The 24,095-nt window shown below is 64.1% G+C and carries 20 protein-coding genes; 11 read left to right on the top strand and 9 right to left on the bottom strand.

The annotated features are described in order from the left end of the window. Positions 1 to 13: 13 nt before the first annotated feature. Positions 14 to 436 (bottom strand): OsmC family protein, encoded by a 423-nt coding sequence (locus V7787_RS24690; RefSeq protein WP_336089877.1) that lies wholly within the window; start codon positions 434 to 436, stop codon positions 14 to 16. Between the two features lie 238 nt (positions 437 to 674). Between V7787_RS24690 and V7787_RS24685 the strand changes: the two genes are divergently transcribed. Next, positions 675 to 1,838, top strand: a complete 1,164-nt coding sequence (locus V7787_RS24685) for a YncE family protein (RefSeq protein WP_336089876.1) — start codon at positions 675 to 677, stop codon at positions 1,836 to 1,838. Positions 1,839 to 2,456: 618 nt separating this feature from the next. Here V7787_RS24685 and V7787_RS24680 read toward each other — a convergent pair. Next, positions 2,457 to 4,259, bottom strand: coding sequence for an acyl-CoA dehydrogenase (locus V7787_RS24680; protein ID WP_336089875.1), 1,803 nt, complete (start codon positions 4,257 to 4,259; stop codon positions 2,457 to 2,459). 76 nt (positions 4,260 to 4,335) lie between these two features. On the opposite strand from V7787_RS24680, the gene V7787_RS24675 reads away from it, so the two are divergent. Together V7787_RS24675 and V7787_RS24670 are read left to right on the top strand one after the other, a co-directional pair. After that, positions 4,336 to 5,067, top strand: coding sequence for a QsdR family transcriptional regulator (locus tag V7787_RS24675; protein WP_336089874.1), 732 nt, complete (start codon positions 4,336 to 4,338; stop codon positions 5,065 to 5,067). Positions 5,068 to 5,098: 31 nt separating this feature from the next. Beyond that, the gene (locus tag V7787_RS24670; RefSeq protein ID WP_336089873.1) at positions 5,099 to 5,485 is read left to right on the top strand and encodes a hypothetical protein; all 387 of its coding nucleotides are present in this window, start codon (positions 5,099 to 5,101) and stop codon (positions 5,483 to 5,485) included. 55 nt (positions 5,486 to 5,540) lie between these two features. Here the strand turns inward: V7787_RS24670 and V7787_RS24665 are convergent, their stop codons facing one another. From V7787_RS24665 to bla, 3 genes are all read right to left on the bottom strand, one after another. After that, on the bottom strand, positions 5,541 to 8,432 hold the full coding sequence (locus tag V7787_RS24665; RefSeq protein ID WP_336089872.1) for a LysM peptidoglycan-binding domain-containing protein: 2,892 nt from the start codon (positions 8,430 to 8,432) through the stop codon (positions 5,541 to 5,543). 775 nt (positions 8,433 to 9,207) lie between these two features. Next, the gene (locus tag V7787_RS24660; protein WP_336089871.1) at positions 9,208 to 11,322 is read right to left on the bottom strand and encodes a hypothetical protein; all 2,115 of its coding nucleotides are present in this window, start codon (positions 11,320 to 11,322) and stop codon (positions 9,208 to 9,210) included. Positions 11,323 to 11,432: 110 nt separating this feature from the next. Continuing rightward, entirely contained in the window at positions 11,433 to 12,323 is an 891-nt protein-coding gene (gene bla, locus V7787_RS24655; RefSeq protein WP_336089870.1) for a class A beta-lactamase, read from the bottom strand. Positions 12,324 to 12,478: 155 nt separating this feature from the next. Between bla and V7787_RS24650 the strand changes: the two genes are divergently transcribed. Beyond that, positions 12,479 to 13,387, top strand: a complete 909-nt coding sequence (locus tag V7787_RS24650; RefSeq protein ID WP_336089869.1) for a hypothetical protein — start codon at positions 12,479 to 12,481, stop codon at positions 13,385 to 13,387. Here V7787_RS24650 and V7787_RS24645 read toward each other — a convergent pair. Beyond that, positions 13,381 to 14,919: an MFS transporter gene (locus tag V7787_RS24645; RefSeq protein WP_336089868.1), complete on the bottom strand. Its 1,539-nt coding sequence runs from the start codon at positions 14,917 to 14,919 to the stop codon at positions 13,381 to 13,383. The genes V7787_RS24650 and V7787_RS24645 overlap by 7 nt on opposite strands. Positions 14,920 to 15,276: 357 nt before the next feature. Between V7787_RS24645 and V7787_RS24640 the strand changes: the two genes are divergently transcribed. The 7 genes from V7787_RS24640 to V7787_RS24610 all read left to right on the top strand — a co-directional run bounded on the left by V7787_RS24640 (position 15,277) and on the right by V7787_RS24610 (position 20,977). After that, complete coding sequence (locus tag V7787_RS24640) at positions 15,277 to 16,152, top strand: LysR family transcriptional regulator (protein WP_336089867.1); 876 nt, start codon at positions 15,277 to 15,279, stop codon at positions 16,150 to 16,152. 240 nt (positions 16,153 to 16,392) lie between these two features. After that, on the top strand, positions 16,393 to 18,090 hold the full coding sequence (locus V7787_RS24635; protein ID WP_336089866.1) for a M28 family metallopeptidase: 1,698 nt from the start codon (positions 16,393 to 16,395) through the stop codon (positions 18,088 to 18,090). Between the two features lie 291 nt (positions 18,091 to 18,381). Beyond that, positions 18,382 to 19,287: a hypothetical protein gene (locus V7787_RS24630; RefSeq protein ID WP_336089865.1), complete on the top strand. Its 906-nt coding sequence runs from the start codon at positions 18,382 to 18,384 to the stop codon at positions 19,285 to 19,287. Next, positions 19,223 to 19,690: a hypothetical protein gene (locus V7787_RS24625; RefSeq protein ID WP_336089864.1), complete on the top strand. Its 468-nt coding sequence runs from the start codon at positions 19,223 to 19,225 to the stop codon at positions 19,688 to 19,690. Before V7787_RS24630 ends, V7787_RS24625 begins: the two co-directional genes overlap by 65 nt. 35 nt (positions 19,691 to 19,725) lie before the next feature. Then, complete coding sequence (locus V7787_RS24620) at positions 19,726 to 20,232, top strand: hypothetical protein (protein ID WP_336089863.1); 507 nt, start codon at positions 19,726 to 19,728, stop codon at positions 20,230 to 20,232. A 48-nt stretch (positions 20,233 to 20,280) separates the two neighbouring features. Then, positions 20,281 to 20,523 carry a helix-turn-helix domain-containing protein gene (locus V7787_RS24615; RefSeq protein ID WP_336089862.1) on the top strand — a complete coding sequence of 81 codons (243 nt, stop codon included), beginning with the start codon at positions 20,281 to 20,283 and terminating at the stop codon, positions 20,521 to 20,523. 163 nt (positions 20,524 to 20,686) lie between these two features. Then, positions 20,687 to 20,977, top strand: coding sequence for a hypothetical protein (locus V7787_RS24610; RefSeq protein WP_336089861.1), 291 nt, complete (start codon positions 20,687 to 20,689; stop codon positions 20,975 to 20,977). 84 nt (positions 20,978 to 21,061) lie between these two features. On the opposite strand, the gene V7787_RS24605 is transcribed toward V7787_RS24610, so the two are convergent. The 3 genes from V7787_RS24605 to V7787_RS24595 are packed head-to-tail and all read right to left on the bottom strand — an operon-like array spanning position 21,062 to position 24,002. Next, positions 21,062 to 21,598 (bottom strand): hypothetical protein, encoded by a 537-nt coding sequence (locus V7787_RS24605; RefSeq protein ID WP_336089860.1) that lies wholly within the window; start codon positions 21,596 to 21,598, stop codon positions 21,062 to 21,064. Beyond that, positions 21,595 to 22,962, bottom strand: a complete 1,368-nt coding sequence (locus tag V7787_RS24600; protein WP_336089859.1) for a peptidylprolyl isomerase — start codon at positions 22,960 to 22,962, stop codon at positions 21,595 to 21,597. Before V7787_RS24600 ends, V7787_RS24605 begins: the two co-directional genes overlap by 4 nt. Beyond that, positions 22,959 to 24,002, bottom strand: a complete 1,044-nt coding sequence (locus V7787_RS24595) for a hypothetical protein (RefSeq protein ID WP_336089858.1) — start codon at positions 24,000 to 24,002, stop codon at positions 22,959 to 22,961. The genes V7787_RS24600 and V7787_RS24595 overlap by 4 nt, the downstream gene beginning before the upstream one ends. Between the last annotated feature and the right edge of the window lie 93 nt (positions 24,003 to 24,095).

Raw genomic sequence — 24,095 nt, 5'->3', positions numbered from 1 at the left:
CGGGCCGAGTGGGTCAGGCTTGAGCGCCGCCCGCATCGAGCGATGTGGCGATGCGCACCTCGCCGGTCAGCACCTTGTGGATCGGGCAGGCGTTGGCGATCTGCAGCAAGCGCTCGCGCTGTTCCTCGCTCAACTCGCCGTGCAGCACGATCTTGCGTTCGATATCGGTGCCGGCGGCCGGTTTGCCTTCGGGATTGAAGCGCAGCGCGACTTCCATCCCGGCCAGCGGCCACTGCTTGCGCGCGGCGTACATGCGCACGGTGATCGCGGTGCAGGCGCCCAGACTGGACAGCAGCAAGCGCTCGGGCGAGGGCGCGCTGTCGCCGCCGCCTTGCTCGGCGGGTTCGTCGGCCTGCCAGGCGTGGCCGCCGTCGTCGAGAAAGGTCACCACGTACGGCGTGGCTTGGGTGACGGCATGGACGCTGGCGACGGTCATCGGGATTCCTGAGGCGAACGGCGCGGAAGGCGCCGGGTCAGACCATACGGCCGCCGCGGAGCGCGCGCCAGCGGGGTCTGCCGTACGAACAGTCCCATCAGTCGAACGATGGCGGTGCGCGAGGACTGCAGTGGTGCGCACGTCGTCGCACCGCTGATCGCTTCGGCATGACATTCGACAGGGGCCGGCGGCGCCGCGCTTGCCGATGATCGGAGTTTCCGCCGATGGAGTCGCCCCGATGAACGCACGCAGCTTGCCGCTGGCTCTCGCACTGGCCTGCCTGCCGCTGGCTGCCGTCGCGCAGGTGGTCGGCGTGGCGGTGGATTCCAAGGTGATTCTGGTCGACGGTAAGGGCGCGATTCCGGCCGCGCCCAAGGGCGACTCGGCGGTGTTCTTCAAACTCGCCGACGGCCGCCTGAGCAAGCTGGGCGAAGTCGCGGTGGCGACCAGTTACCTGGGGCCCCCGGCGGCGCTGGCGGTGTCGGCGCGCGGCGATCTGGCCTTGGTGGCGGCGTCCACGCGGCTGGATCCGGCCGATCCCAAGCGCTATGCCGACGATCAAACCTTGTCGGTGATCGACCTGTCCGGCAAAACCCCGCGAGTGACTCAGACGCTGGCGTTGGGCGTGCGGCCGTCGGCGGTGAAGTTTCATCCCTCCGGCACGATGGCGGTGGTGACGTCCAATCCCGGCAACGCCCTGGTGTGGCTGTCGATTCGCGACGGTAAGGTCGCCATCGCCGAAACGCAGACGCTGGCTGCGGGCCAAGGCCCGTTGTCGGCGGCGTTCTCGGCCGACGGCACGCGTTTGTTGCTGACCCAGGCCGATGCCCATCGGGTGTCGTTGTACGCGGTGGAGAACCAGCGTATCCGTCTGCCGGCGATTCGCGACATGGTCGCAGGGGTGATTCCGTTTACGCCGGCGTTCTGCGGGGACAGCGGTTTAGCGGTGGTGGCGAACTTCGGCATTCCCGATGCAAGCAATGGCGATATCGATACGGTCAGTCTGATCGACACCGCGGGCGCCAAGCCGCGGGTGATCGATACCGTGTCGGTGGGGTCGGCGCCGGAGGATGTGGCGTGTTCGCCCGACGGGCGTTATGCGGTGGCGGGCGTGCAGAACATGAGCAATCGGCCGAAGGATCATCCGTTCTATTCACCGAATAGTTTGCTGGTGTTGTTGAAGATCGAGAACCGGCGGTTGCGGCGCGTGGACGAGGCGACGATCGGCGCTTGGAGTCAGGGTGTGGCGTTCGGTGAGGATTCCAGGACGGTGTTGGCCGAGAGCATGGACGATCGTTCGCTGCATCTGTTCAAGGTGGACAGCGACAAATTGCAGCGTGTTGGTGCGCCGGTGGTGTTCGATAATGGTGCGCCGGGTAGTTTGGGCATTGCCGGTCGTTGAGCGGCGCACCTATAGCCCCCTTTGCAAAAGGGGGCGGCGCCCTGATGGTGCTCGATGCTAGGTGACGCTAGCGGCGCGGGGGATTGGCAGCAGGTCGCGGTGCGCTTTGGCTGGCGCGAGAGAGCAAAAGCAAATCCCCCCTAGCCCCCCTTTTTCAAAGGGGGGAACTGAAGCCGGCTTGCGACGCGATGTGGCAGTGACTTTGCAACAGCGCGCTCATAGCCCCCTTTGCAAAAGGGGGCGGCACCCTGGCGAAGTCCGATGTCGGGCGTTGCTGACGGCGCGGGGGATTGGCGGCAGGTCGCGGTGCGTTCTGGTTGGCGCGAGAGAGCAAAAGCAAATCCCCCCTAGCCCCCCTTTTTCAAAGGGGGGAATGCAGTCGGGGCTGCGGCGCGATTTGGTGGTGACGTTGCAGCAGCGCACTCATAGCCCCCTTTGCAAAAGGGGGCGGCGCCCTGGTGAGGCTCGATGCCGGGCGATGCTGGCGGCGCGGGGGATTGGCGGCAGGTCGCGGTGCGCTCTGGTTGGCGTGAGAGAGCAAGAGCAAATCCCCCCTAGCCCCCCTTTTTCAAAGGGGGGAATGTAACCGGGGGAAGGGCGAGGCGCTCTTGCGGCGGCTCAGAACCAATCGGCCTGCATGCGATAAGCGCTGTCCTCACCATCGCGCACCAACTTCGCCGCCAGCTCCGCCTGCGGCAGTTCATGCGCGAAGAAGAATCGACAGGCCTGCAACTTGCCGAGATAGAACGCCGCATCCGCCTCGCCAGCACCGGCCAACGCGCGTTGCGCAATCAACGCCTGACGCAGCCACAACCAACCGATGGTGAGGTGGCCCAGCAGCAGCATGTAATGCCCGGCATTGGCCAGCCCCAACCGCACTTCACCACCCAGCATGCGCTGCCCCGCGGCCACCGTAGCTTCGCCCGCCAATCGCGCGACGCTTTGCAGTTGCCGCGCCAAATCGCCCAGCCCATCTTGCCCAGCCGCCTGCGCGCAAGTCTCACCGACGCGCTGCAGCAACAGCTTCAACGCCGCGCCGTCGTGCATCATCGCCTTGCGCCCCAACAGGTCGAGCGCCTGAATCCCGTTGGTGCCCTCGTGGATCGGATTGATCCGGTTATCGCGATAGCACTGCTCCACCGGATACTCGCGGGTATAGCCATAGCCGCCAAGAATCTGGATCGCCAGCTCATTGGCCTTGAGCGAATAATCCGACCCCCAGGCCTTGATGATCGGCGTCAACAGATCCAGCAACAACGCACTGTCGCGGCGCACCGATTCGTCCGGATCGCGCGCATGGTCGACCAGCAGCGCGGTATAGAAGCCCAGTGCCTGCGCGCCTTCCACCCAGCACTTCTGCAACAACAGCATCCGCCGCACATCGGCGTGTTCGATCAGCGCCAGCGGCGCCGTCGCCGGATCCTTCTGGTCCGGATGCCGGCCCTGATGGCGTTCGCGCGCATACTGCAACGAGTACAGATACGCCGCGCTGCCTTGCTGCACCGCGCCCAGGCCGACGCCGATGCGCTCCTCGTTCATCATGTGGAACATGTAAGCCAGGCCCTGATGCGGCTGGCCGACCAGATAGCCGTGGCAATCGCCGGCCTCGCCGAACTTCAGGAACGTGTTGACGCTGCCGCGCTGGCCCATCTTGTGATTCAAGCCGGCCAGGCGCACATCGTTGCGCGCGCCGCGAGCGCCGTCGGCGTCCAGGCGCCAGCGCGGCACGATGAACAAGCTGATGCCGCGCACGCCCGGCGGGCCGCCGGGAATCTTGGCCAGCACCAGGTGCACGATGTTCTCGCCTAGCTCGTGATCGCCCGCGGAGATCCACATCTTCGCGCCGCTGAGGCGATAGCTGCCGTCGGCCTGCGGCTCGGCGACAGTCTTGATGTCGGCCAGCGAAGAACCGGCCTGCGGTTCGGACAAGCACATCGTGCCGTAATAACGGCCTTCGACGATGGGCTTCATGTACAGGCGCTTTTGTTCGTCGCTGGCATGCGCTTCGAGCAAGTTGGCCACCCCGCGCGCCAACGCCGGATACGCCACGGTCGAGGGATTGGCGGCGGAGAACATGCAATCGCAGACCGCGCCGATCACGAACGGCAACTGCATGCCGCCGTCCTCGAAGTCGGCCAGCACCGCCATGAAGCCGGCCTCGTTGAACGCGCGCAGGCCTTCGCCGATCTCGGGAATCAGCTCGACCCGGCCGTCGACCATGTGCGGCTCGTTGAGATCGCTCTTGCGGTTGTGCGGCAGGAACTTGCTCACCGCCAATTGATGGGCCAACTCGATCGCCGCGTCGAAGGTTTCGCGGCCGTGTTCGGCGAAGCGCGGGTAGGCGGTGAGGCGTTCTACCTCAAGCAACTCGTACAGCATGAAGTCCAGGTGGCGGCGGTCGATCAGGGGGCTGGAACTCATGCTTGCGCTCCGGAGGGTCGTGAGTCATTCTTTGCATGTGACTCATTAGGCGTCAAGTTGGGAATACGTCCAGGCCATGCCCAAGTCCCGGTCCGCGCCCGCCAAAGGCAAAACCCGCGTTGCTGAGCCGGCGACCCGGCTCGGCCGCGCCTTGCTTGAGCCGCAGGAGCGCAAGGCCACGCCGCTGGATCTGTTCCGCGTGGCGCGACGCAGTTGGATCGCCGGCGAGCGCTTGGACATCGGCGCCCTGGCCGCCGATCTGGGCATCGGCCGCGCCACCGCGTTCCGCTGGGTCGGCAGCCGCGAGCAACTGCTGGGCGAAGTGATCTGGTCGCTGTGCGAGCCGTTGCTGGAACAAGCCGCCGCCGCCACCCGCGGCAGCGGCCCGCGCCGCGTCGCCGCGATCTGCGAGTACGCGATCCGGGCGATGCTGGTGTATCCGCCGCTGCGCCGTTTCATCGAACAAGACGCCGAATTCGCCCTGCGCCTGCTGACGTCCAAGCAAGGCCCGGTGCAGGCGCGGGTGATCGGCAAAGTGCGCGAGCTGTTGCAGCATCAGGCCGAGCAGGGCGCGATGGCGCTGCCGCTCAACGTCGACACGTTGGCGTATCTGATCGTGCGTTTGTGCGAATCCTTCATCTACGCCGATGTCATCAGCGGACAGCGTGTGGATGCGGCCGAGGCGGGGTTGGCGATCGAGTTGTTGCTGTCGGGCAAGATCGAACCGCAGTCGAAGGCGGCGTCGCACAAATCCGCCGCGTCGCCCTCGCCGCGACGCCGTGGAAAGGCGAGTGCCGGCAGGGCATAGTCGCAGTTTCCATCGCGACGACCGGGCCGGCATGAACCACAATCCGTACCGCGCGCCTTCCGCCGCTGCGCCCGGCGCGGCGCAATCTCGCCGGGGCGTTTACTTTGCGGTCTTGTCGGGTTTGCAGTGGGCAGCGCTACTGGGCACGACGTCGATGCTGGAGATGTTCCGTCAAGGTTTCATCCCTTTCCTGTTGGTCGCAGCCTTTTGGCTCGCCAGCCTCAATCTGGCGATCGGCGCCGCGCTGCTGCTTTGGCGCAGACCCGTCGTGGCTGCGTTCTGGTTCACCGTGTCGGCATTGAGCATGAGCGCGGTGTTGATCGAATGGCGACCGCTGTTGAGCGTTACCGGTTTCGGTATTGCCTTGATCGGATTGTTGCTCAGCCTGAAAGAGATTCGGCGAAAGCCCAGCGCGTAGGCCCGAGTGCCCTGCCGCATCGGGCGCGGCCACAGCCGCGCCCGATCGCCGCGCATCACGCGTGCGGCAACTCCGCAATGCCGAAGTCCTTCACCACCGCGTCGATATGGCCCACGGTGCTGACGTTGGCGTGCACCTTGGCCGGGAATCCGCCGGAGTTGATGTAGGTTTCCGGGCGGAACACGGTGGTGTCGCTGCCGAGCTTGCTCACGTCGCCGTCGAAATCGTCCAGGGCGAAGTGCAACTGGCTGCGCAACTGGTCCAGCTTGTCGCCAGGCATGTTGTTGACCCAGTCGACGAACTTCTGCCGATGCGCCGGATCGTCGAGCTTGTAGCCCTTGGCCTCGGCATAGCGCGCCAGCATCGTCACCGGGCTCCAGCCTTCGCCGCTCTGATCGACCAAAGCCTTCGACGCGGCCTCGCTGAAGCCGGCGTGCTTGAGGAACGCGGCCGAGGTGTCGTTCATATGCGCATTGGAATGATCGACCCGGTCCTTGATGGTCAAGCCGATCGTCGCCACCGCGACCAAACCGATGCCGACCGGGCCCAGCCAACTGCCCGCGCCCAGCGACGCGGCGAAACTGGTGCCCGACAACGCGGCCATGGTGCCGCCGACGCCGCTGGCCAGATACAGGCCGCCCTTGACCGGATCGCCGTTGGGCGAGAAGAACTGCTCACCGGCGTTGTAGTAATCGAACCCCGCGCTGAGGTAGCTGAAAATGCGGTCGGCGCGGCCCAGACGACCCGGATCGATGCTCTCGCCGTTGAGTTTGTTGCCGGCGCCGAACCGGCCCCACTTGGAATCTTCCACCACCAGGCCCAGGCCCACGCCCAACTCGACGCCCTTCTGGCCGAGCGCGCCGGCATCGACGATGGCCTTGATGTCGTTCTTGATGTTCTGCCCATCGCCGATCTTGCTATAGGAATTGGCGAAGCCCACGGCGGCGAAGCTGATCCCGACCAGACGCAGCAATTGCCCCGCCGGTTGGCTCTTCTCGAAGGTCGGACGGAAGCCTTCGGCGGTGAGGCGATTGTCGATGTTGTTCATCGCCTCGGCGTGGCTCTTGAGCTTGGCGACGATGTCGTCGACGGTGTCGTCGGCCTTGGGCAGCGTGCCCTTGAGTTGATCGACCAGTTTGACGTAGTTCTGGTACTTGCTGCCCTCGGTGTCCATGCCGAGCAGCTTGATGAAGGTCGGGTTCTTGAGCTTCTCCATCGCCTGCTCGGCCTGGGCGATGCTGGCCGGGTTGCGCGGGTCGTAACCGTGCGCGGCGTCGAGCACGTCGTTGCGGATGTAGGCGTTGGCCAGTTCCTTGCCGAGCTTGATGCCTTGCTCGCCGACCTTGGCGCCGTAGGCCAGGTTCTGCATCAGCCGCTTGCCGGCGGTGGTGTCGACGTACTCGGGATGCTTCTTCAGCGCCAGGGTGATCGCGTACGAAGACTTGGGATCGGTCATCACCGAATCGATGGCCTTATTGGCCGCATCCAATTGCCCGGGGCCGGCGCTCTTGAGGCTGTCGATCTGATCGAGCAAGGTCTTGCCGTGGGCGGCGACCTTGTCTTCCAGGTCGGCGACTTTCTTCTCCCAATCCGGCCCCTTCTTGGCGGTGTAGTCCTTGATCGCCAGATCCAGCTGCTCCGGCGTCATCGATCCGCCGTGATTGCTGATGAGCCAGGTGAGTTCCTCGGTTTCCTTCGACAACGCATCGACGTCGGCCTTGACGCTGCCGGCGTACATCTGCACGCCCAGCGCCGCCGATTCCATGATCCGATCGCCGCCGCCGGCCTTGGCAATGGCCAACAGCAAGTCCGGGCGCGCGCCTTCGGACACGGCCAGATGGATTTGCGACGCGTCCACCGGCAAGTCGACCATGCGCTGGATCAGCGCATCGCCTTCGGGCGTGCCGCCGACCTTGTCGGCGATGTGCACCAGCGAGCGGGTGCCTTCGATGGCGATGCGGATGCTGTAGCCGCCGCTCTCGGCGCGTTTTAAGAAATCGGTGAGCGCGGTGATCTCGCGTCCGACCAATTCGTTGGCGATGCGCGGGTCGGCGCCTTCCAGCATCTTTTCCAGATTCTTCAGGCTTTCCGCCGGCTTGGCGCTGGGTCCCATGCGGCCGTCTTTCCACGGCTCGCCTTGCAGCGGGTTGGTGAACTCCGGCGCGATCTTTTCGTTGAGCAGCTTCTGGTATTCCGGGCTGGCGAGCAGCTTGGACTGCGCCTCGGGCGACAGCTTGGGCAGATCGCGGCTCAGCGATTCGACCGCGCTCTTGCCGCTGGGCATCGAGCCGGCGACAGACAAGGTGCTGTCGACCTCGTGCTGGACCGCCACGTCCTTGACCGCGGTTTCGGCTGCGGCCTTGGCGGCCGGATCGTTCTCATAGCGCTTGATCACGCTGGCGCCGTACTGCTCGATCGCCTTGGCGTCGTAGATGTCGCCGGTGGGGCGCGAGTGCGCGGCGAACTCGGCCTTGATCTCGGCGCCGATGCTGGCGCGCAAGTCGTCGCGGGCGGTGTTGGCCTGGCCCTGGTAGCCGTTGTGCAGGTTCTGATACGCCGGATCGTTGGGCGATCCCTTGTAGTTGGCGGTGAAGGCGGTGAGGTTGTCGTCGGCGGTCAGCAGCTTGTCCATCGCCGCATCGCTTTTGGCCTGCTCGGGCGTGGCGTTGGCGACGGGCTTGGGGTCGGCGTGTTGCTTGATGGTCGGGACGATCAACTGCTGGCCCGGGTTGACGCTGCCGTACTCGATGCCGTTGCGGTCGGCGATCTGCTGCGCGGTGACCGGGGCTTCGGGCGTGCTGTATTGCTTGGCGATCGATTCCAGGCTCTCGCCGGGCTGGACTTCGTGCTGCTGCTCTTGCGGTTGCGGCGGCGGCACCGGCGGTTGCACGGGCAATTGCGGGTAGTGTTGATACAGAGGAACGCCGTCGAGAGTGGGGAAGCCCATGAGCGCCTGCGCCTTGAAGAGGGGATCGCAGGATTACAACAACCGCGCGTTGCGTCGGATAGCTAGGGGAAGCACGGATATTGCGTGTCATCGTATTGAAACAACTCGCGCGATTATCGAAATGCAATGGATGTGGTGCGGATTTCGCATCGTCGATGGCGGTCACGGAAAAGCAAATTCTGGCGTCGTCACGTCAGCAGTTCCCCCCTTTGAAAAAGGGGGCTAGGGGGATTTGCTTTTGCTCTTGCTCGTTAGCCAAAGCACACCGCGACCTGCCGTCAATCCCCCGCGCCGCAAGCGTCACCCGACATCGAGCTTCACCAGGGCGCCGCCCCCTTTTTCAAAGGGGGCTATGAGGGCGCTGTTGCAACGTCGCCACCAGATCGCGCCGCACGCTGGCTACAGTTCCCCCCTTTGAAAAAGGGGGGCTAGGGGGGATTTGCTTTTGCTCTCGCTCGTTAGCCAAAGCGCACCGCGACCTGCCGCCAATCCCCCGCGCTGTCAGCGTCACCCGACATCGAGCTTCACCAGGGCGCCGCCCCCTTTTGCAAAGGGGGCTTTGATTGCGCTGCTGCAACGTCGCCGCCCGATCGCGCCGCACGCCAGCTACAGTTCCCCCCTTTGAAAAAGGGGGGCTAGGGGGGATTTGCTTTTGCTCTCGCTCGCCAGCCAAAGCACACCGCGACCTGTCGCCAATCCCCCGCGCCGTCAGCATCACCCGACATCGGGCTTCACCAGGGCGCCGCCCCCTTTTGCAAAGGAGGCTTTGATTGCGCTACTGCAGCGTAATCGCCAAATCCCGCCGCGCAGTCGCCTCATTGCCGCTGAAATCCCGCGCCGTGATGCGCAAGGTGTAATCGCCGGCAACCAACTCATTCGGCATCCACAAACCAGCACGGATCCGCCCATCGCGCACCGTATTGGTCAACACATAGCGAAACCGCGTCACCGCACTGCCGTGCACGGTAATCCCGCTATCGGGCGCATAAATCGTCTTCACCGCATCCTCAGGCGAGGGCAGCCGATTGAACTCGATGTTCATCCGCGGCTGCTCATAACCCGGCACCGGCTGCCCGGCCGCGTCCAGCCACTGATAACCCAACGCATACAACCCCAAGCGCCGACGCGGCAGATTGTCGTCGACCTGATCCCAAGCCTCCGCCACGATCTGCAGCCCCGGCGAACCGCGCGACACCAACAACCGCCCCTTCAACTTCTCGCGCAACGGCTGCGCCAGCGAATCCAGCAACTCGATCCGCTCGATCCGCGGCGCATAGTGATCGGCGTAATGCACGAACCCCAGACTCACCGCATTGCGCTCGTAACCACCCGCGCCAACGCTGAGATGCACATGCGCCATCGCGTTGATCGTGCCCAGCACATCGCCGACCTTGAACCGCGTGCCGCGGCGCAGGCGCATGCGCTCCAGTTGCCCGGCCTCATCCAACGTCGGCACGAACCGCGCCGGATCGATCGGCTCGCCCTTGGCGGTGCGGCCCACGCGCATGTGGATGTAGCTGATCGTATCCAGCCCCGCACCCTCGCCGAGATTGCCGAAGCCCCACGAGCTCGACGGATCGCTGACCTTGGCATCGGCGATCGCCAGCACCTGTTGGCCGATATCGCCGCGAATATCCAGACCGCCATGCAAATGATGACGACTCTCCTGACGCCCATCGCCACGCACTTCGCCGAGCGTGCCGACCACTTCGTGCCAACCGTCCTGCGGATTCAGCGGCCAACGCCCGCCGGTGTCGGGCAGCGGGTCCAGCGGCGAAGGCCCGGCGACGGTGACGATGGGCTGAGCCGCCTCCGGCGCGATCCGGTGCACGCGATAACTGGCGCTGTCGGTCAGATACACCGAACCATCGCCGCTCAGCGCCATCGCCGCCGGCCGCGACAAGCGCTGTTCCTGCACGCCGCCGGTCAACAGCGACCACTGGCCGTCGGGCCGGATCTGAAAGGTCCAGCCGGACGCCTGATCGCCGACATACAGCACGCCGTCGTGGGTGATCGCCAGCGCCGAAGGCCGGCGCAGCGGCGGCCCCCACACCGAGCCGTCGTTGAAGGTCATGTTGCTCACCGCCAGCGTACTGACGTCGCCGTCGGGCTCGACCTTGCGGATCGCCTGATTGCGCATATCCGCGACCCACAACAAGCCCTGCGCATCCAAGGCCAACGCGGTCGGCGTATCGAACCGCGCGATCGCCGCGGCGCCGTCGACGAAACCCGGCGCCGCGCCGCCGGCCAGCGTGCTCACCGTGCCGTCGGGTTGAATCAGCCGGATGCGGTCGTTGTAGGTATCGGCGACGAACACGCGGCCGCGCTGATCCACCGCCACGCCGATGGGCCCGTTGAACTGCGCCTGCGCGCCGGGGCCGTCGAGATAACCCGGTGTGCCGGTGCCGGCCAGCGTGCTGACCACGCCTAGCTTGGAAATCTTGCGGATCGCGTGATTGCCGGTGTCGGCGACGTACAGATTGCCCAGACTGTCCAGGGCCAAACCCGAAGGCGTATTGAACGCCGCCGCGCTGCCGGCGCCGTCGCGGAAACCTTCCGCCGATCCGGCCACCGTCGCCACGCTGCCGTCGGGACGAATCATGCGGATGCGGTTGTTGTCGCCCGCATCGGCGACGTACAAGGTGCCGTCGCCGCTGCGCGCCAATCCGAACGGATCGGCGAAGCGCGCCTGCGCGCCCGCGCCGTTGCGCAACCCGGCCACGCCATCGCCGGCAACCAATTCCAATTGCCCGCGCCAAGCCAAGGGCGTGGGTGTGGGCGCGAGCACGCTCGGCAACAGCGCGGCGGTCTTGGGTTCGAACACGAAGGTCGCGGCGAGCGCCGCGGCGGTCAGCCCGAGGGCGAGAACGATCCAGGGTTTGCGGGACATGCGGTTCCTTGGCAGCGGGACGGCGCCGTCGCGGCGCTGTCCTCCTGACCCCGATTCTAGATCAACGTCACGGCCGCGATGCCGCCGCATCGCGACCGCGCCGTGTGCGATCAGCCGGCCTTGCCGCCCCAGGCCTCATACACCACACGCGCCACCGCAGCATGCACCGCATTGCGCGCGTCGTCGTCCTGGCCGGCGCTGCGCAGATAGCTCACGATCAGAATCGGCGCGCCGCCCGGCGGCCAGACGATGGCCAGGTCGTTGTTGTTGGCGTCGGCGGTGCCGGTCTTGTCGCCCACGCGCACGCCCTTGGGCAGCCCCGCGCGCAAACGCTTGTCGCCGGTCTTGTTGGCGACCAGCCACGCAGTAAGTTGCTGCTTGGAGCTTTCCTTGAGCACATCGCCGAGCAGCAAGGCGCGCATCGTCGCCACCTGCGCCAGCGGCGTGCTGGTGTCGCGCGGGTCGTCGTCGGCGCCGAAGTTGAGCGAGGGCTCATTGCGGTCCAGGCGGGTGACCGTGTCGCCGTGCTCGCGCAAGAACGCGGTCAAGCCGCTCGGGCCGCCGACCAAGGGCAGCAGCAGATTCGCCGCCGGGTTGTCGCTGAGGGTCATGGTGGATTCGCACAGTTGTTCGACCGTGGCGCTGGAACCCACCAGCGGCTGGGTGAACGGCGCGTGCGAGATCATGTCGGCGGCGGTGATCGGCACCTTGCGCTGCAACTCCAGCTTGCCCAGATCGACCTGGCGCAACACCGCCGCGGCCAGCAGGAACTTGAACGTGCTGCACATGCGGAAGCGCTCATCGCCGCGCCAGTCCATGCGCCGGCCGCTGCCGGTGTCCAGCGCCGCCACGCCCAGACGGCCGCCGCTTTGCTTCTCCAGCGCTTGCAGGCGCGCGCGCCAATCCGGCGTCGGGCTCAATGCCAGAGCGCCGAAACTGGCGCCGGTGCCGGCGGCCAGCAGCACACCGCTGGCGCATTGCAAGAAATGACGTCGTTGCATGAATCGATCTCCTTCGGGGCGAGCCCGGATTATTCGCAGCGGCGGCGATGGCCACAAACGAGGAATTCTCGCGGCTGGCAAAAGAAATCCTTGCAGCGGCGCAACCGAGCCAAGGCGCGCGGCATCGTAGGCTATGACAGCGACCGAGGATCCGCATGAACGCCAGCACCGCTTTCGTCGTGTACGTCTCGTTATCGGTGCTGGTGCTCGCACCGCTGGGGCTGGGCTTGCTGGTGTGGCTGCGGCGCAGGCCCGCAGTCGCGCCGCGCGGTGCTTGGGATGGGGCGCTCTCGCTCAATTCCGGCCTGATCTACGCATTCAGCTTCGGCCTGATCTTTTTCATCCAGGAGTTGTTTCTGGTCTGGCCGAAAGCATTGACGCCGGGCCTGCGCCCGACCTTGTTCCACAACAATCACCATTGGAGCGGCGACAACCCGCTGGCGGAGCTGCTGCAAGGCACCGGCGCATTGGCGATCCTGCTGACCGCGATGATCTTCAGCGCATGGCTGAAATGGCGGCCGCCGCAGTCGGCGACGATGCGTTTGTTCGTGCTGTGGACCGCGTTCCACGGCTACTTCCAATCGCTGCCGCAGGTGGTGGTGGGCTCGGTGCTGCCGCAAAACGATGTCGGCATGGCTTTGCACTATCTGCAGTTGGGCCTGCCCGTGCGGTTGAGCTTGGCGATGATCGCCTTGGTTTTGATCGTAATCCTGGCTACCGGCTTCGCCCGCCCGCTATTGGAACTGGCCGCGCGTCCCGGCGATGTCGCCACGCCCGCGCGCCGCGCCGGCTTCATGCTGCGCACCGCGACGCTGCCGGCCTTGCTGGCCCTGCCGGTGATCGTGGCGATGCGGGTGCCGGGCAGTTGGGATCAGGTGGCGATCGTGCCGGTGGCGGAGTTCGTGATCGGGATGTGCTGGCTGCAGGCGGCGGCCGCGTTGGTGCGGCCGCGCAGCACCGGAATGGCCCTCGCGGCCGGGCCCGCGTGGGGCGCGGCCGCGGCGGTGGTGGCGCAGCTGTTGATCTTCCAGTTCGCGTTGCGGCCGGGCATCGCGTTCTACTGACTGCAAGCCTCGGCCGCGACCGCGCGCTGCCGCTTGGGTGCGAACATCGCCAGACTCAGCGCCGCCAAGACCCACACGCCCAGGCCGCCGTACCAGAACACCCAGCCGAAGCCGTTGACCAGCGCGTCGTGAGCGATAACCTGCGCGTCGCCGGGCAACCGCAAACGTTGCAACGCGCCCAAATCGCCGGCCGCCACGCGCCCAGCCAGGCTGCGCAGTTGCGTGTCGCCCAAGGCCGCGCCGTAGGCCGAGCGCAAATGCGCGGCGATGCCCGCGATCAGGATCAAACCCATCAACGCGATGTTGATCGCCAGCGTAATCAGACGCGCGCTCATATCGATGCCCGACGCCATGCCGGTACGCGAAGCCGGCACCGAGCCGGTGGTGGTGTTGCTCACCGGGCTGTTGGTCAAACCCAGACCGAACCCGGCCAGCAACGCGCCCGGCAACATCGTCATCCAACTCGCATCGGCCACCGCGCTGCCGTAACGCATCGCCACCAAACCCAGGCCGATCGCGAACAAGCCCAACGGAATCACCCGCGCCGCGCCGTAACGCGTCGACCAGCGCTCGGCCAGCGGCGGCATCGCCAAGGTCGGCAAGGTGTAGGCCAACAGCGCCAAGCCCGCGCTGACCGTGTCGTAGCCCAGCGCGCTCTGGAAATAGATCGGCAGATAGATCATCAGCGGCCAGAAGCTGAAGTTCATCCCCACCGAACCCATGATCGCGCCGGAGAACGCGCGGATGCGGAACACGCCGAAGTCGAACATCGGATTGGCATGGCGCCGCTCCACGATCACGAACGCGACCGTACTCGCCGCCGCCACGGCCAACACCGCCAACGTGGCCGGATCGGTGTAACCCGATTCCGGCGCCTGGGTGATGTAGTAGGTCAGCCCCAGCACCGCCAGCGACAACGTGGTCAGACCGGCGACATCCAGCTTGTGCGACTGCGGCTCGCGCGATTCCTGCGCGCCCAGCGCGATCAAGGCCCAGGTCAGCGCCGCCAACGGCACATGCACCAGGAAGACCCACTGCCAACTCGACAAGGCGATGATCGCGCCGCCGATGATCGGCCCGAACCCCAGCCCCGCGCCGAACACGATGCCGAAGATCGCGAACGCACGGCTGCGCTCGCGCCCCTCGCGGAACTGGTGCGAAAGAATCGCGAACTGACTGGTCAACATCGCCCCGCCGGCGATGCCTTGCACGAACCGCCCGCCGATCAACACCGGCATGCTCTGCGCCAAGCCGCACAACAGCGAAGTCAGGCCGAACCCGATCACGCTGATCACGAAAATACGGCGGCGGCCGTAGCGATCGGCCAACGTGCCCGCCGCCATCAACACCGTGGTGCAGGCCAGGGTGTAGGCATTCATCACCCACTGCATATCGCGCAAATCGCCGTGCAGCTGTTTTTCCAGCGTCGGCAGGATCACCGGCACGCTGGAAATCTCCAGGCCGAACATCAACGCAGCCAGGCTGATCGCGGCGAGCGCGAGCGCATTCCTGGCGGAAGGGGACAAAGTCATTGCAGCGTCCTGAGTAAAGCGGCCGTGCCAACGGCCAAGCCATAGCGTCGCCGCGCACGCCGAGCGGCGCGGTTCAAAAAGAATCGTTTCAGCAAGCCCGGCCCCCCGACGTCCAACACCCAAACCGCCGTGCTGTTCCCCCCTTTGAAAAAGGGGGGCTAGGGGGGATTTGCTCTTAGCCCCGGCCCCGAGCGCCAACGGGAGCAAAGTCAAAATGGGTTCCGGCTTCCGCCGGAATGACGGAGGGGGGGGGGCACGCCGTACATTTTCCCCACACCCCACTCATGAGGGAAATGATTTAATTTTGTGGAACCCATTAAAGCCTGTCATCAATCGACCGGCCCCGAGGCGCTCCCCATGGACTTCGACCCGACCCTGCTACGCACCTTCGTCGCCGTCACCGAAACCGGCGGCTTCACCCGCGCCGCCGAGCGCCTGCACCTAACCCAATCCGCCGTCAGCCACCAAATCCGCCGCCTGGAAGAACAAGTCGGCCGCGCACTGCTCCACCGCACCACCCGCCGCCTCACCCTCACCGAAGACGGCGAAGACTTCCTCCGCCACGCCGAACAAATCCTGCAATCCCTGGCCGCACTGTCGCGCCGCTTCCAACCCTCGCCGATCACCGGCGCCGTCCGCTTCGGCGTCCCCGAAAACTTCATCGGCGACCGCCTGCCCAACCTGCTGTGCCAGTTCTCGCGCGCATTCCCCGACGTGCGCATGGACGTCAACGTCAGCATGAGCATGGACCTGCGCCAGATGATCGATGCCGACGAACTCGACGTCGCCGTAGTCATCGCCTTGCCCGGCGCCATCGGCGACACCGTCCTGCGCCGCACCCGCTTCGTCTGGGTCGCCAGCGACGCCTTCGACGTCGCCCCCGGCCGCTCGCTGCCGTTCGCGTTCTACCCGCCGCCGTGCATCAACCGCCAAGTCGGCATGTCCGCCCTCGACGGCACCCCGGTGGAATGGCACGTAGTGTTCACCTCGCCCAGCCAGCAAGGCCTAAACGCCGCGATCTCCGCGGGCTTGGCCATCACCGTGATGATCGAAGACGACGTCCTGCCCGGCATGCGCATCGTCGACGGCCAATACGGCTTGCCGCCGCTGCCGCCGGCCGAATTCGTCCTGCTGCGCCGCCCCGGCGGCTGCACCCCCGCCGTGGCCGAGTTCGGCAAACTCGTGCTCGCCTTGCCCGAAACCGCCCCGCGCCCGGTATCGCGCGTGGCCTAACACCAAAGCCACGCCCACTCCCTGTAGGAGCGGCGCAAGCCGCGACCGCGCCACCTCGCCTACAGCGCCACCCACCTACGCCCGTCCGCACACCCGCCGCAACCGGCCACCCCGCGGTCGCGGCTCGCGCCGCTCCTACAGGGAGCCCATGCAGCTACGGCCTCGGCGTCCAGCCACCGCCCGATAGACCCATCACGCCCTCATGGCTAGTATCGGCCGGACCACACAAGGGGCCCCTCCATGAAATTGCCTGTCGCCGCACCGCTGGCGGTACTTTGCGCCGCCATCCTGTCGATGCCCGCCTACGCCGCCAAGCCGGCCAAAGCGCCCAAGCCGCCCAAAGCCCCCACCTTCGACACCAAGCGCCTGTCCGAAGAAGTGAAGGTGCTGTCCTCGGACGAATTCGAAGGCCGCGGCCCCGCCACCGCCGGCGAAACCAAGACCATCGACTACGTCACCGCCCAACTCAAGGCGGCCGGCGTCCAACCCGGCGGCGACCTCAAGGACGGCAAGCGCCTGTGGACCCAAGCCGTGCCGCTGCTGCGCGCCGAAATCGCCGGCACCCCCACCATCTCGGTGTCGGTGAAGAAGAAAGCCCGCCCGCTCACCCAGGGCAATGAAATCGCCATCCGCGCCGCCCTCGACGGCAGCAAGAACGTCGCGATCAAAAACGCCCCGCTGGTGTTCGCCGGCTACGGCGTCACCGCGCCCGAGCGCCAATGGGACGACTTCAAGAACGTCGACCTCAAGGGCAAGATCGCCATCGTCCTGATCAACGACCCCGACTTCGAAACCGGCGACGGCGACTTCGGCGGCAAGGCCATGACCTACTACGGCCGCTGGACCTACAAATACGAAGAAGCCGCCCGCCGCGGCGCCGTCGGCCTGCTGATCGTGCACGAGACCGACCCCGCCTCCTACGGCTGGGCCACGGTCAAGAACTCCAACACCAACACCATGTTCGACGTGGTCCGCGACAACCCGCGCGCCAACCACCCGACCATGGAAGGCTGGATCCAGCGCGACACCGCCGTCAGCCTGTTCAAGAGCGCCGGCCTGGACTTCGAAAAACTCAAGAAGCAAGCGCAGACCCGCGAATTCAAACCGGTGACGCTGAAGAACGTCACCCTGTCGGCCGCCTACGCCGTCGACAGCCAGGTCATCACCTCGCAAAACATCGTCGGCCGCATCGAAGGCAGCAAGCGCCCGGACGAGACCGTGATCTACAGCGCCCACTGGGACCACCTGGGCGTCGGCCAACCCGATGCCAAGGGCGACAAGATCTACAACGGCGCCGTCGACAACGCCACCGGCACCGCCGCCCTGATCGAAATCGGCCGCGCCTTCGCCAAGGGCAAGAAGCCGCAGCGCTCGATCGTCCTGCTCAACGTCACTGCGGAAGAAAAGGGCTTGCTGGGCTCGGAGTACTACTCCGCGCGTCCGCTGTACCCGCTGGCCAAGACCGTCGCCGTGTTCAACATGGACGCCTTCGACCCGGGTGGCGTCGCGCGCGACTTCACCACCTCTGGTAGCGCCAAGCAGGAATTGCTGGACGACCTCATCGCTACCGCGCAGAAGTGGAACGTCGTCTATACGCCGGACCCGAAGCCTGAGGCCGGCCACTTCTTCCGCTCCGATCACTTCCCCTTCGCCAAGCGCGGCGTGCCGGCGATTTCGATCGGCTCGGGTGAGGACTTGGTTGCGGGCGGCGTAGCCGCGGGTAAGGCTGAGGCCGAGGCGTACATCAAGGATCGTTATCACCAGCCGGCGGACCAGTGGGAACCCACTTGGACGTATGCGGGCATGGCGCGCGACATGCAGATTCTCTACACGCTGGGCAATGAGCTGGCGAATTCGAATCGGTGGCCGAATTGGGCTGAGGATTCGGAGTTTAGGGCGGCTCGGGATGAGACGGCGGATCAACGGCCGGCGAAGTAAGTACTGATGCGCTGGGGTAACCTGGCGAGGATTATTAATCGGTCGCGGTGAAGCAAGTTCTTCCCGCGGCCGATGTTGTTTTAGCTTTATGGGTGATGCGGGGTGTGCCATATATGGGCATATTTTTATGTCACGGCCTATTTGTGTGCCAAATGACGTATCTCTTTCACCACAAATACGGTCTCATTGTGGGAGACGAGCAAGAGCTACCCTATGTCGCTTGATCTTCGTCGTCACTAACTGGTATTCATGTCCGGCGACTAGTTGTCGTGAACATGGACAGGGGGCGTCGTGCAAGCTACTTACTATCAGTACTACCTTACCAAAGGAAAGTCGTCGCAAAGGTATTGGGTCGATATAAGACCTTTCTTGAATAAATATTGTTCTTGGAAAGTGCCGAAGTTCAAAGCTCAGTTTACGCATAATGCTGAGCGACTGTACTTAATCAAGGCGGTTGGTGATCAGTATTTGTTCCTGCATACGCTGGATAATGAAATAATAAAGAAAATTGACGCAAATAATCTTACGCTTGATGATTTGAAAGCGCATTTGGCCGGTGATTCTGCTGGATTTGCCTCATACGTAAACATGCGAGAAGATTTTTTTGGAATTGCTTGCAAAATACTTTCGCCAAGATGTGCCGTCTTTTCGGAATACATGAATCAAGTTTTTGTCGCTTTAGGGTTGCCATATAAGTTTCATGCTGTCGCGTTGACTCATCAGATGGCACGGAAGGATATTTCAAAGCTTGCAAGAGTTGGTAGGGTGACGCTTGAGCTTCAGCGAAACAATAAATTGCATGAAGATTTGGTTGAATTTTTAAGTGGGAAGACTGGACTTCACTACTCTGAGATCGGTCCGATCGAAATAAGTGTTCGGCCACAAGCTAAGCGAGGAAATATAAAATCATTTCTTCAGGGGGTTTCGGATAATATAGGGGTGGATGGGGTCAGCGATTTTGAGGCGCGTGCGGTTACTGCGGTCGCCGACAAGGTTATTGACGTATATCTCGTGGGGCAGGGCATCGTGCGTAATCCGATATCAGGCGATACGGATGGAAGAATTCAAAGGGACTTTGATAACCAGATGGGGAGAAATACTCTCCTTCTAGAAAAGCTCAAGGAGATGAGAGGTGATGCTTCTATTAAGAAAGCTGCGTTTGCCGACCTTAATAATCCTGATAAGCCACGGCGTTAGTTCGATTGTATTGTTATTTTTGCCTTCCGATGCGGCGAGAGTGCTGGTTGCATCTTCGGGGCGAATCGAGTCTTTGGCTTCGTTGCTCGCTAGCTTCGCTTTTACGATGGCGGGATTTCTCGCTGCGATTCTCGCATTGTTCGGAGTTATGTCTGGCTCGGTTGTTCTGGCTAGATATCAGAAGAAAGGGCATTTGAGCGCTTTGTTGTTTGTCATGGGAGTAACCGTTTTTGAGCTAATGGTTACTTTTGTGGCTTCTTTGCGTTTGTTTTTTGTGGTCCCTACGCAATGCTATGTCGAACTGGTTGCGTGGCTTGTAGCGGCGGATTTAATGATGTTAATTTTTAGCACTTTGCCAGTGATTATGCTTGTCAAAGGAACGATTGAGTCTGTCAAGGAATGACGTTGCTAGTTTAAAAGCGATGCCGAGGAGGATGGATGATTCCGTTTAAGCTCAATGAATTAACGTCAGCGCCAGTCGCAAAACTGAAGGCGGGAGAGTTTTTCTACTTCGGTGGTTCTCACGGCCCATGGGATATAGGCGTGGTTCTGAAGCCGTTAAATGATCGGCCGAGGATCATGTCGTTGACTGGTGAGGACTCTTTTCGGATTAAGGTTAGCGAGTTTCGATCAGCTGGGCTTGGTGTTGTTCTACCGCTCAAGCTTGATCAAACTCGCATCCGACTCCGCATCGATCCCAACGGCTCTGCGGAGGTGGTCCAGTCAGATGAACTGAAGTTGGGATGTGTTTCGATATCTCATGATGGACCCGCCGGTATCCGCTGCGCGTATATCGATATGCCTGTTGAAAGATATAGGACGGTCGCTCTTCTGAGCGACTGGGAAGTCGAACCATGTGAGGGACGTTTTTTTGCGGCGGAAAAATGGGCGTTCACGTATCTAGACGATTCCAATAGCTGGGTAGATTTCTTCTCTAATGGGTAGCGTCAACCCCAAAATGGGTTATTCGGATCTGGGCTTTAGGCTTCTCATGTGCCTACAGCCCTCAACAAGCCCGAGTACCTCCGTCTACGCCAGTTGCTGGTAGAGGCTCGCGAGCGCGCCGGGCTTACGCAGACCCAGGTCGCTGAGAAGTTGCAACGCGCTCAGTCGTTCGTCTCCAAGTACGAACTGGGCGAGCGCCGGCTCGACGTCATCGACTTCATGCATGTGTGCGCCTCTCTCGGCGTCGATCCCGGCGACGTGATCCGACAGATCGCTAAGTCCCGCAAGTAATCATCCGTCCGCGCGACACACTTCTTGTGCACTTCCATTTTTTTGTTGCTTGCGATATCCCAAAATGGGTTTCAGATAGCCCAAAACGGGATATAACAGCTGCCGTGACCTTTGCTTTGGTCACCAACAAAACAACCCCAGCAGCAATCGGAAGGAGCCGCGCATGTCAGTCCCCGCATCACACGGAATTGCCAACACACCGCTTCAGCGCTTCGAGTTCGTAGTAGCCGAAGCCAACCTGACCATCGCCCGTAACTGGGCCAATTCCCTCGGCGTCCCCTTGGCCTACCTCTACGCCGACAACGCCGACCTGGCCGAAGTGATCCTCGCCTTCGGCCTGCTCCCCGAGCCCGAGCAGCGCCGCGTCGCGCAGGAGTTGAAGGCGAGGGTGAGCGCGCCGGGCACGCGCATTCGCGCGGCTCGCAAACCGCGGGACGTGGCAAGTCCAAGCTGAGTCCGTTTGTATCGCAGCGCCGCCGGCCCCAAGCCGCTCGCGCTGGTATGGCCTGGGGCGGTCGTTGTCCTGTCGCGACCGCCGTCAATCACCATTCCGCAGCGCGACTTGCCGCGCTTCCAGGCGACGGATCTTCTCTTGCGCTTCCTGGATAGCGGCAGCCGGCGCGCCGGTCGCGCGCGCCCGCGCAAGCAATGCCTTCCACTTGGGCAGCTCCTGCTCCGCGGCCATCAAATACTCCTCACGAAGCCGACGCTGGCCTCGCAGCTCGTACTCGCGATAGCGGGTGGGATCGCTGAGTTCCCATGCGGTGGCGCCGGGCGCTTGCGACTCCGGCCCGGGACGTTCGATCGGTGGCGCGCGATCGTCGCCGTGTACGCGTGCTTCGGCCATCGTCTGCCAGGCCGGTACCGGGGGCGGCGGAATCGAAGCCGCGGACGGCGCGTCATCGTCCGTCGTTGCAGCGGTAGCGGATGCAGTCACGGCGCGTGCGTGCCGTGGCGAATCGGCCGCCGCGGACTCATTCGGCGAAGGCTTGCCTATGTCGGGAGCCTCCGACGTAAGCAACCACCAGCCCACAGCCGCAACCAGCAGCACGACGATGGCAGTCGCCCATTTCACAGGCCGCCCTCCAGCACCTTCGGAGCGGCACGCAGACCGAGCGCATTCGGATTGACGTCGATACGCGCATCCGACAAAAGACGCGCCCTCAGGCTGAGGAAGCCGGCCGCAGCACGCTGCCGCGCAATAGCTTCGCTGGCCGCAAAACGCACGGTTTCACTATCGGGCGGATGAAAACCGGTCACGCGCCTGTCCACCTTGACGATGATCCAACCCTGCGCCGAGGTTTCTGATTCCGGCTCGTGAATCGGCGGCGATGCGGGCCCGGGTGGTTGCGCGAACGCGAGCTGCGCAATCCACGAACGGCGTGCGGCGTCGCTGTCGATCCATTTCGCGATGCCGTCGCCGGCACCGCGTCGCCGCGCCACGTCTTCGAAGCGAGCGCCCTTCGCCAGCTCGGCGGAGGCGGCCCGCGCCTGGGCCTCGTTGGCCAAGCGCATCGTCCGCGCCAGCACCTTTTCGGTACGGGTGAATTCGGTCTTGTGGGTGTTGTAGTAGTCGCGAATGGCCGCCGGTTCGACGCTGCGCTGCAAGCGCTCGACTTCCGGGCTGCTGTAGTGCGGATCTTCGCCGCTACCCAGTAAGCGCGCCAGCGCATTGCGACGGTTTCGGTCCGCGACCAGTTGCCGAAGCTGCTCCACACCGTCAACGCCGAGGTCGCTGTTCTGAGCGACCCAGCCCAGCACAAACCGGTCGCGCGCCAACTGTCTGGCCTGCTCCATCGCGAATCCGACATCGAACCGGTACAGGGCATTGCGTCCCTGCACGTCCTGGCGCTCCCAGAGCTCGTAAAGGGTGACGCGGTAGGACTGGGCCCCGACACGGCCGTCGATCAAGGGCACGTCCTTCAACTTCGCTTCGCGCGCAGCCGGCAGGCGGTCGTCCAGGCGCAGCTTGCCGCCCATATCCAGCAGCGCGACGAGGCGCTCGCGCGTGAGCGGATGGCGTTTGACGATATAGCTCTCGGCCGGCCCCATCGCCTTGGCCAGGGGATCGCGAAACGCCGCCTGTAAAGTCGTCACCAGCGACGCTTCGACCGATGCTTGCGGAGAAAATCGCACCCGCTCGCCGGCAAACAGCTTCGCGTCGTCGTACTGGCGCCGCGCATAGCCGCCCAGTACGCGATCCTCGGCCGCGGCCGCCATCACCTGGGAAGGCGTGACCCCGGGCTTTTGTTCTCGCACCACGCGCAGCAGCGCATTCAGTGCGGCCGTGGACAAGGTCCAATCGTTCACCTGCAGCGCGATGCGCGGCTCGCGCGATGTCCCGTCGACCGGGACACCGGACGCCGCGCGCGCTGGCGCGGCGAGGAGCAGTGCGGCGCAAAGCCCGGTTACAAGCCCGAAGGCCGAGGACGGCTTCACGGCGACAGACGTTCCGCCGCGCGGTCGAGCACGCGCACCACCATCGCGATGGCATGCGGCACCGTCTTGCGCGATACCGCAAGGCGATCGGCGTACGCCGTGGACGACAGCACGATCGCGCCGTTCTGGTAGGTGTAGGCGCCGAGCTGGTGCATCAGCGGACGCACATCGGTGGCGGCGGCCGGCAGCGCGGGGATATCGTTCAGCGCCAGCTTCACCAGCGCCGGATCGTTGAGCTTTTCGGTGTGGTAGTAGTTTTCCACCCAGGCTTCGTAGTCGGAATGGTTATTGCCCGAGGTGGACCAGGTGTGCTGCGGCACGCTGACGTCGGTGGTGTGCAGCACGAAGCCCAGCGATTGCGCGGTCGGGCTGGCGAGGAACTGGCTGAACCAGTACTGGCCGAGATTGGCGATGGGCTGGAACGGCATCTTCTGGAAATCGGCGTACATCGCCGGAGTCGACGTGCTGCCGATGCGGTACTTGCTCTCGGTGACGCCGTAGGTGTTGTAGCGGCTGGTTTCGCCGAACCAACCCTTCATGCCGCCGGGGCCGTCGTCGAGATGGTCGTTCCACAGCCAGTCGGCGGCCAGCTTGTCGATGTCGCCCTTCATCACGCTGCGGTCGTAGTTGTAGCCGCCGTAGGTGTTGCCGTGCACGTCGCGGCTGTTGGCGTGATCCTGGAAATGCCAATACGAGGTGTAGTTGACCAGCGAAGCGGTGGTGCCCCACAGCGGCGCTTTCACGCAGTCGCCGGTGAGCGCGCCGCAGAGGTAGGTGTCGGAGAAGTCGTCGACATCGTAGGCGCCTTGGCCGATCGCGGCGGCGAAGGTGTCGATGGTGTAGCCCGCGGCCTGCACGCCGGCCAGCAGTCGGTTGTAGTTGGTGATGCCCGGATTGGCCTTCATGAAGGCCACGGCATCGAGGACGATCTGGCGATGGACTTCCTGCTTATGGGCTTGCGCGGCGGCGCTGGTGAGCAGCAGCGCGGCGGCGCAGGTGGCGGCCGCAGTGTGACGAATCGCACGGGAAAAACGGGGCATGGCCATAATCTCCGAACGGAAAATTGCGCGGAATGATGATCGGTGCATGTGACGGACCCGCGTCAAAGGGCGCGGATTGCGGCCGCCAAACTG

Source organism: Pseudomonas sp. CGJS7 (assembly GCF_036961695.1).
This window is presented reverse-complemented; position numbering and strand designations above follow the sequence as displayed.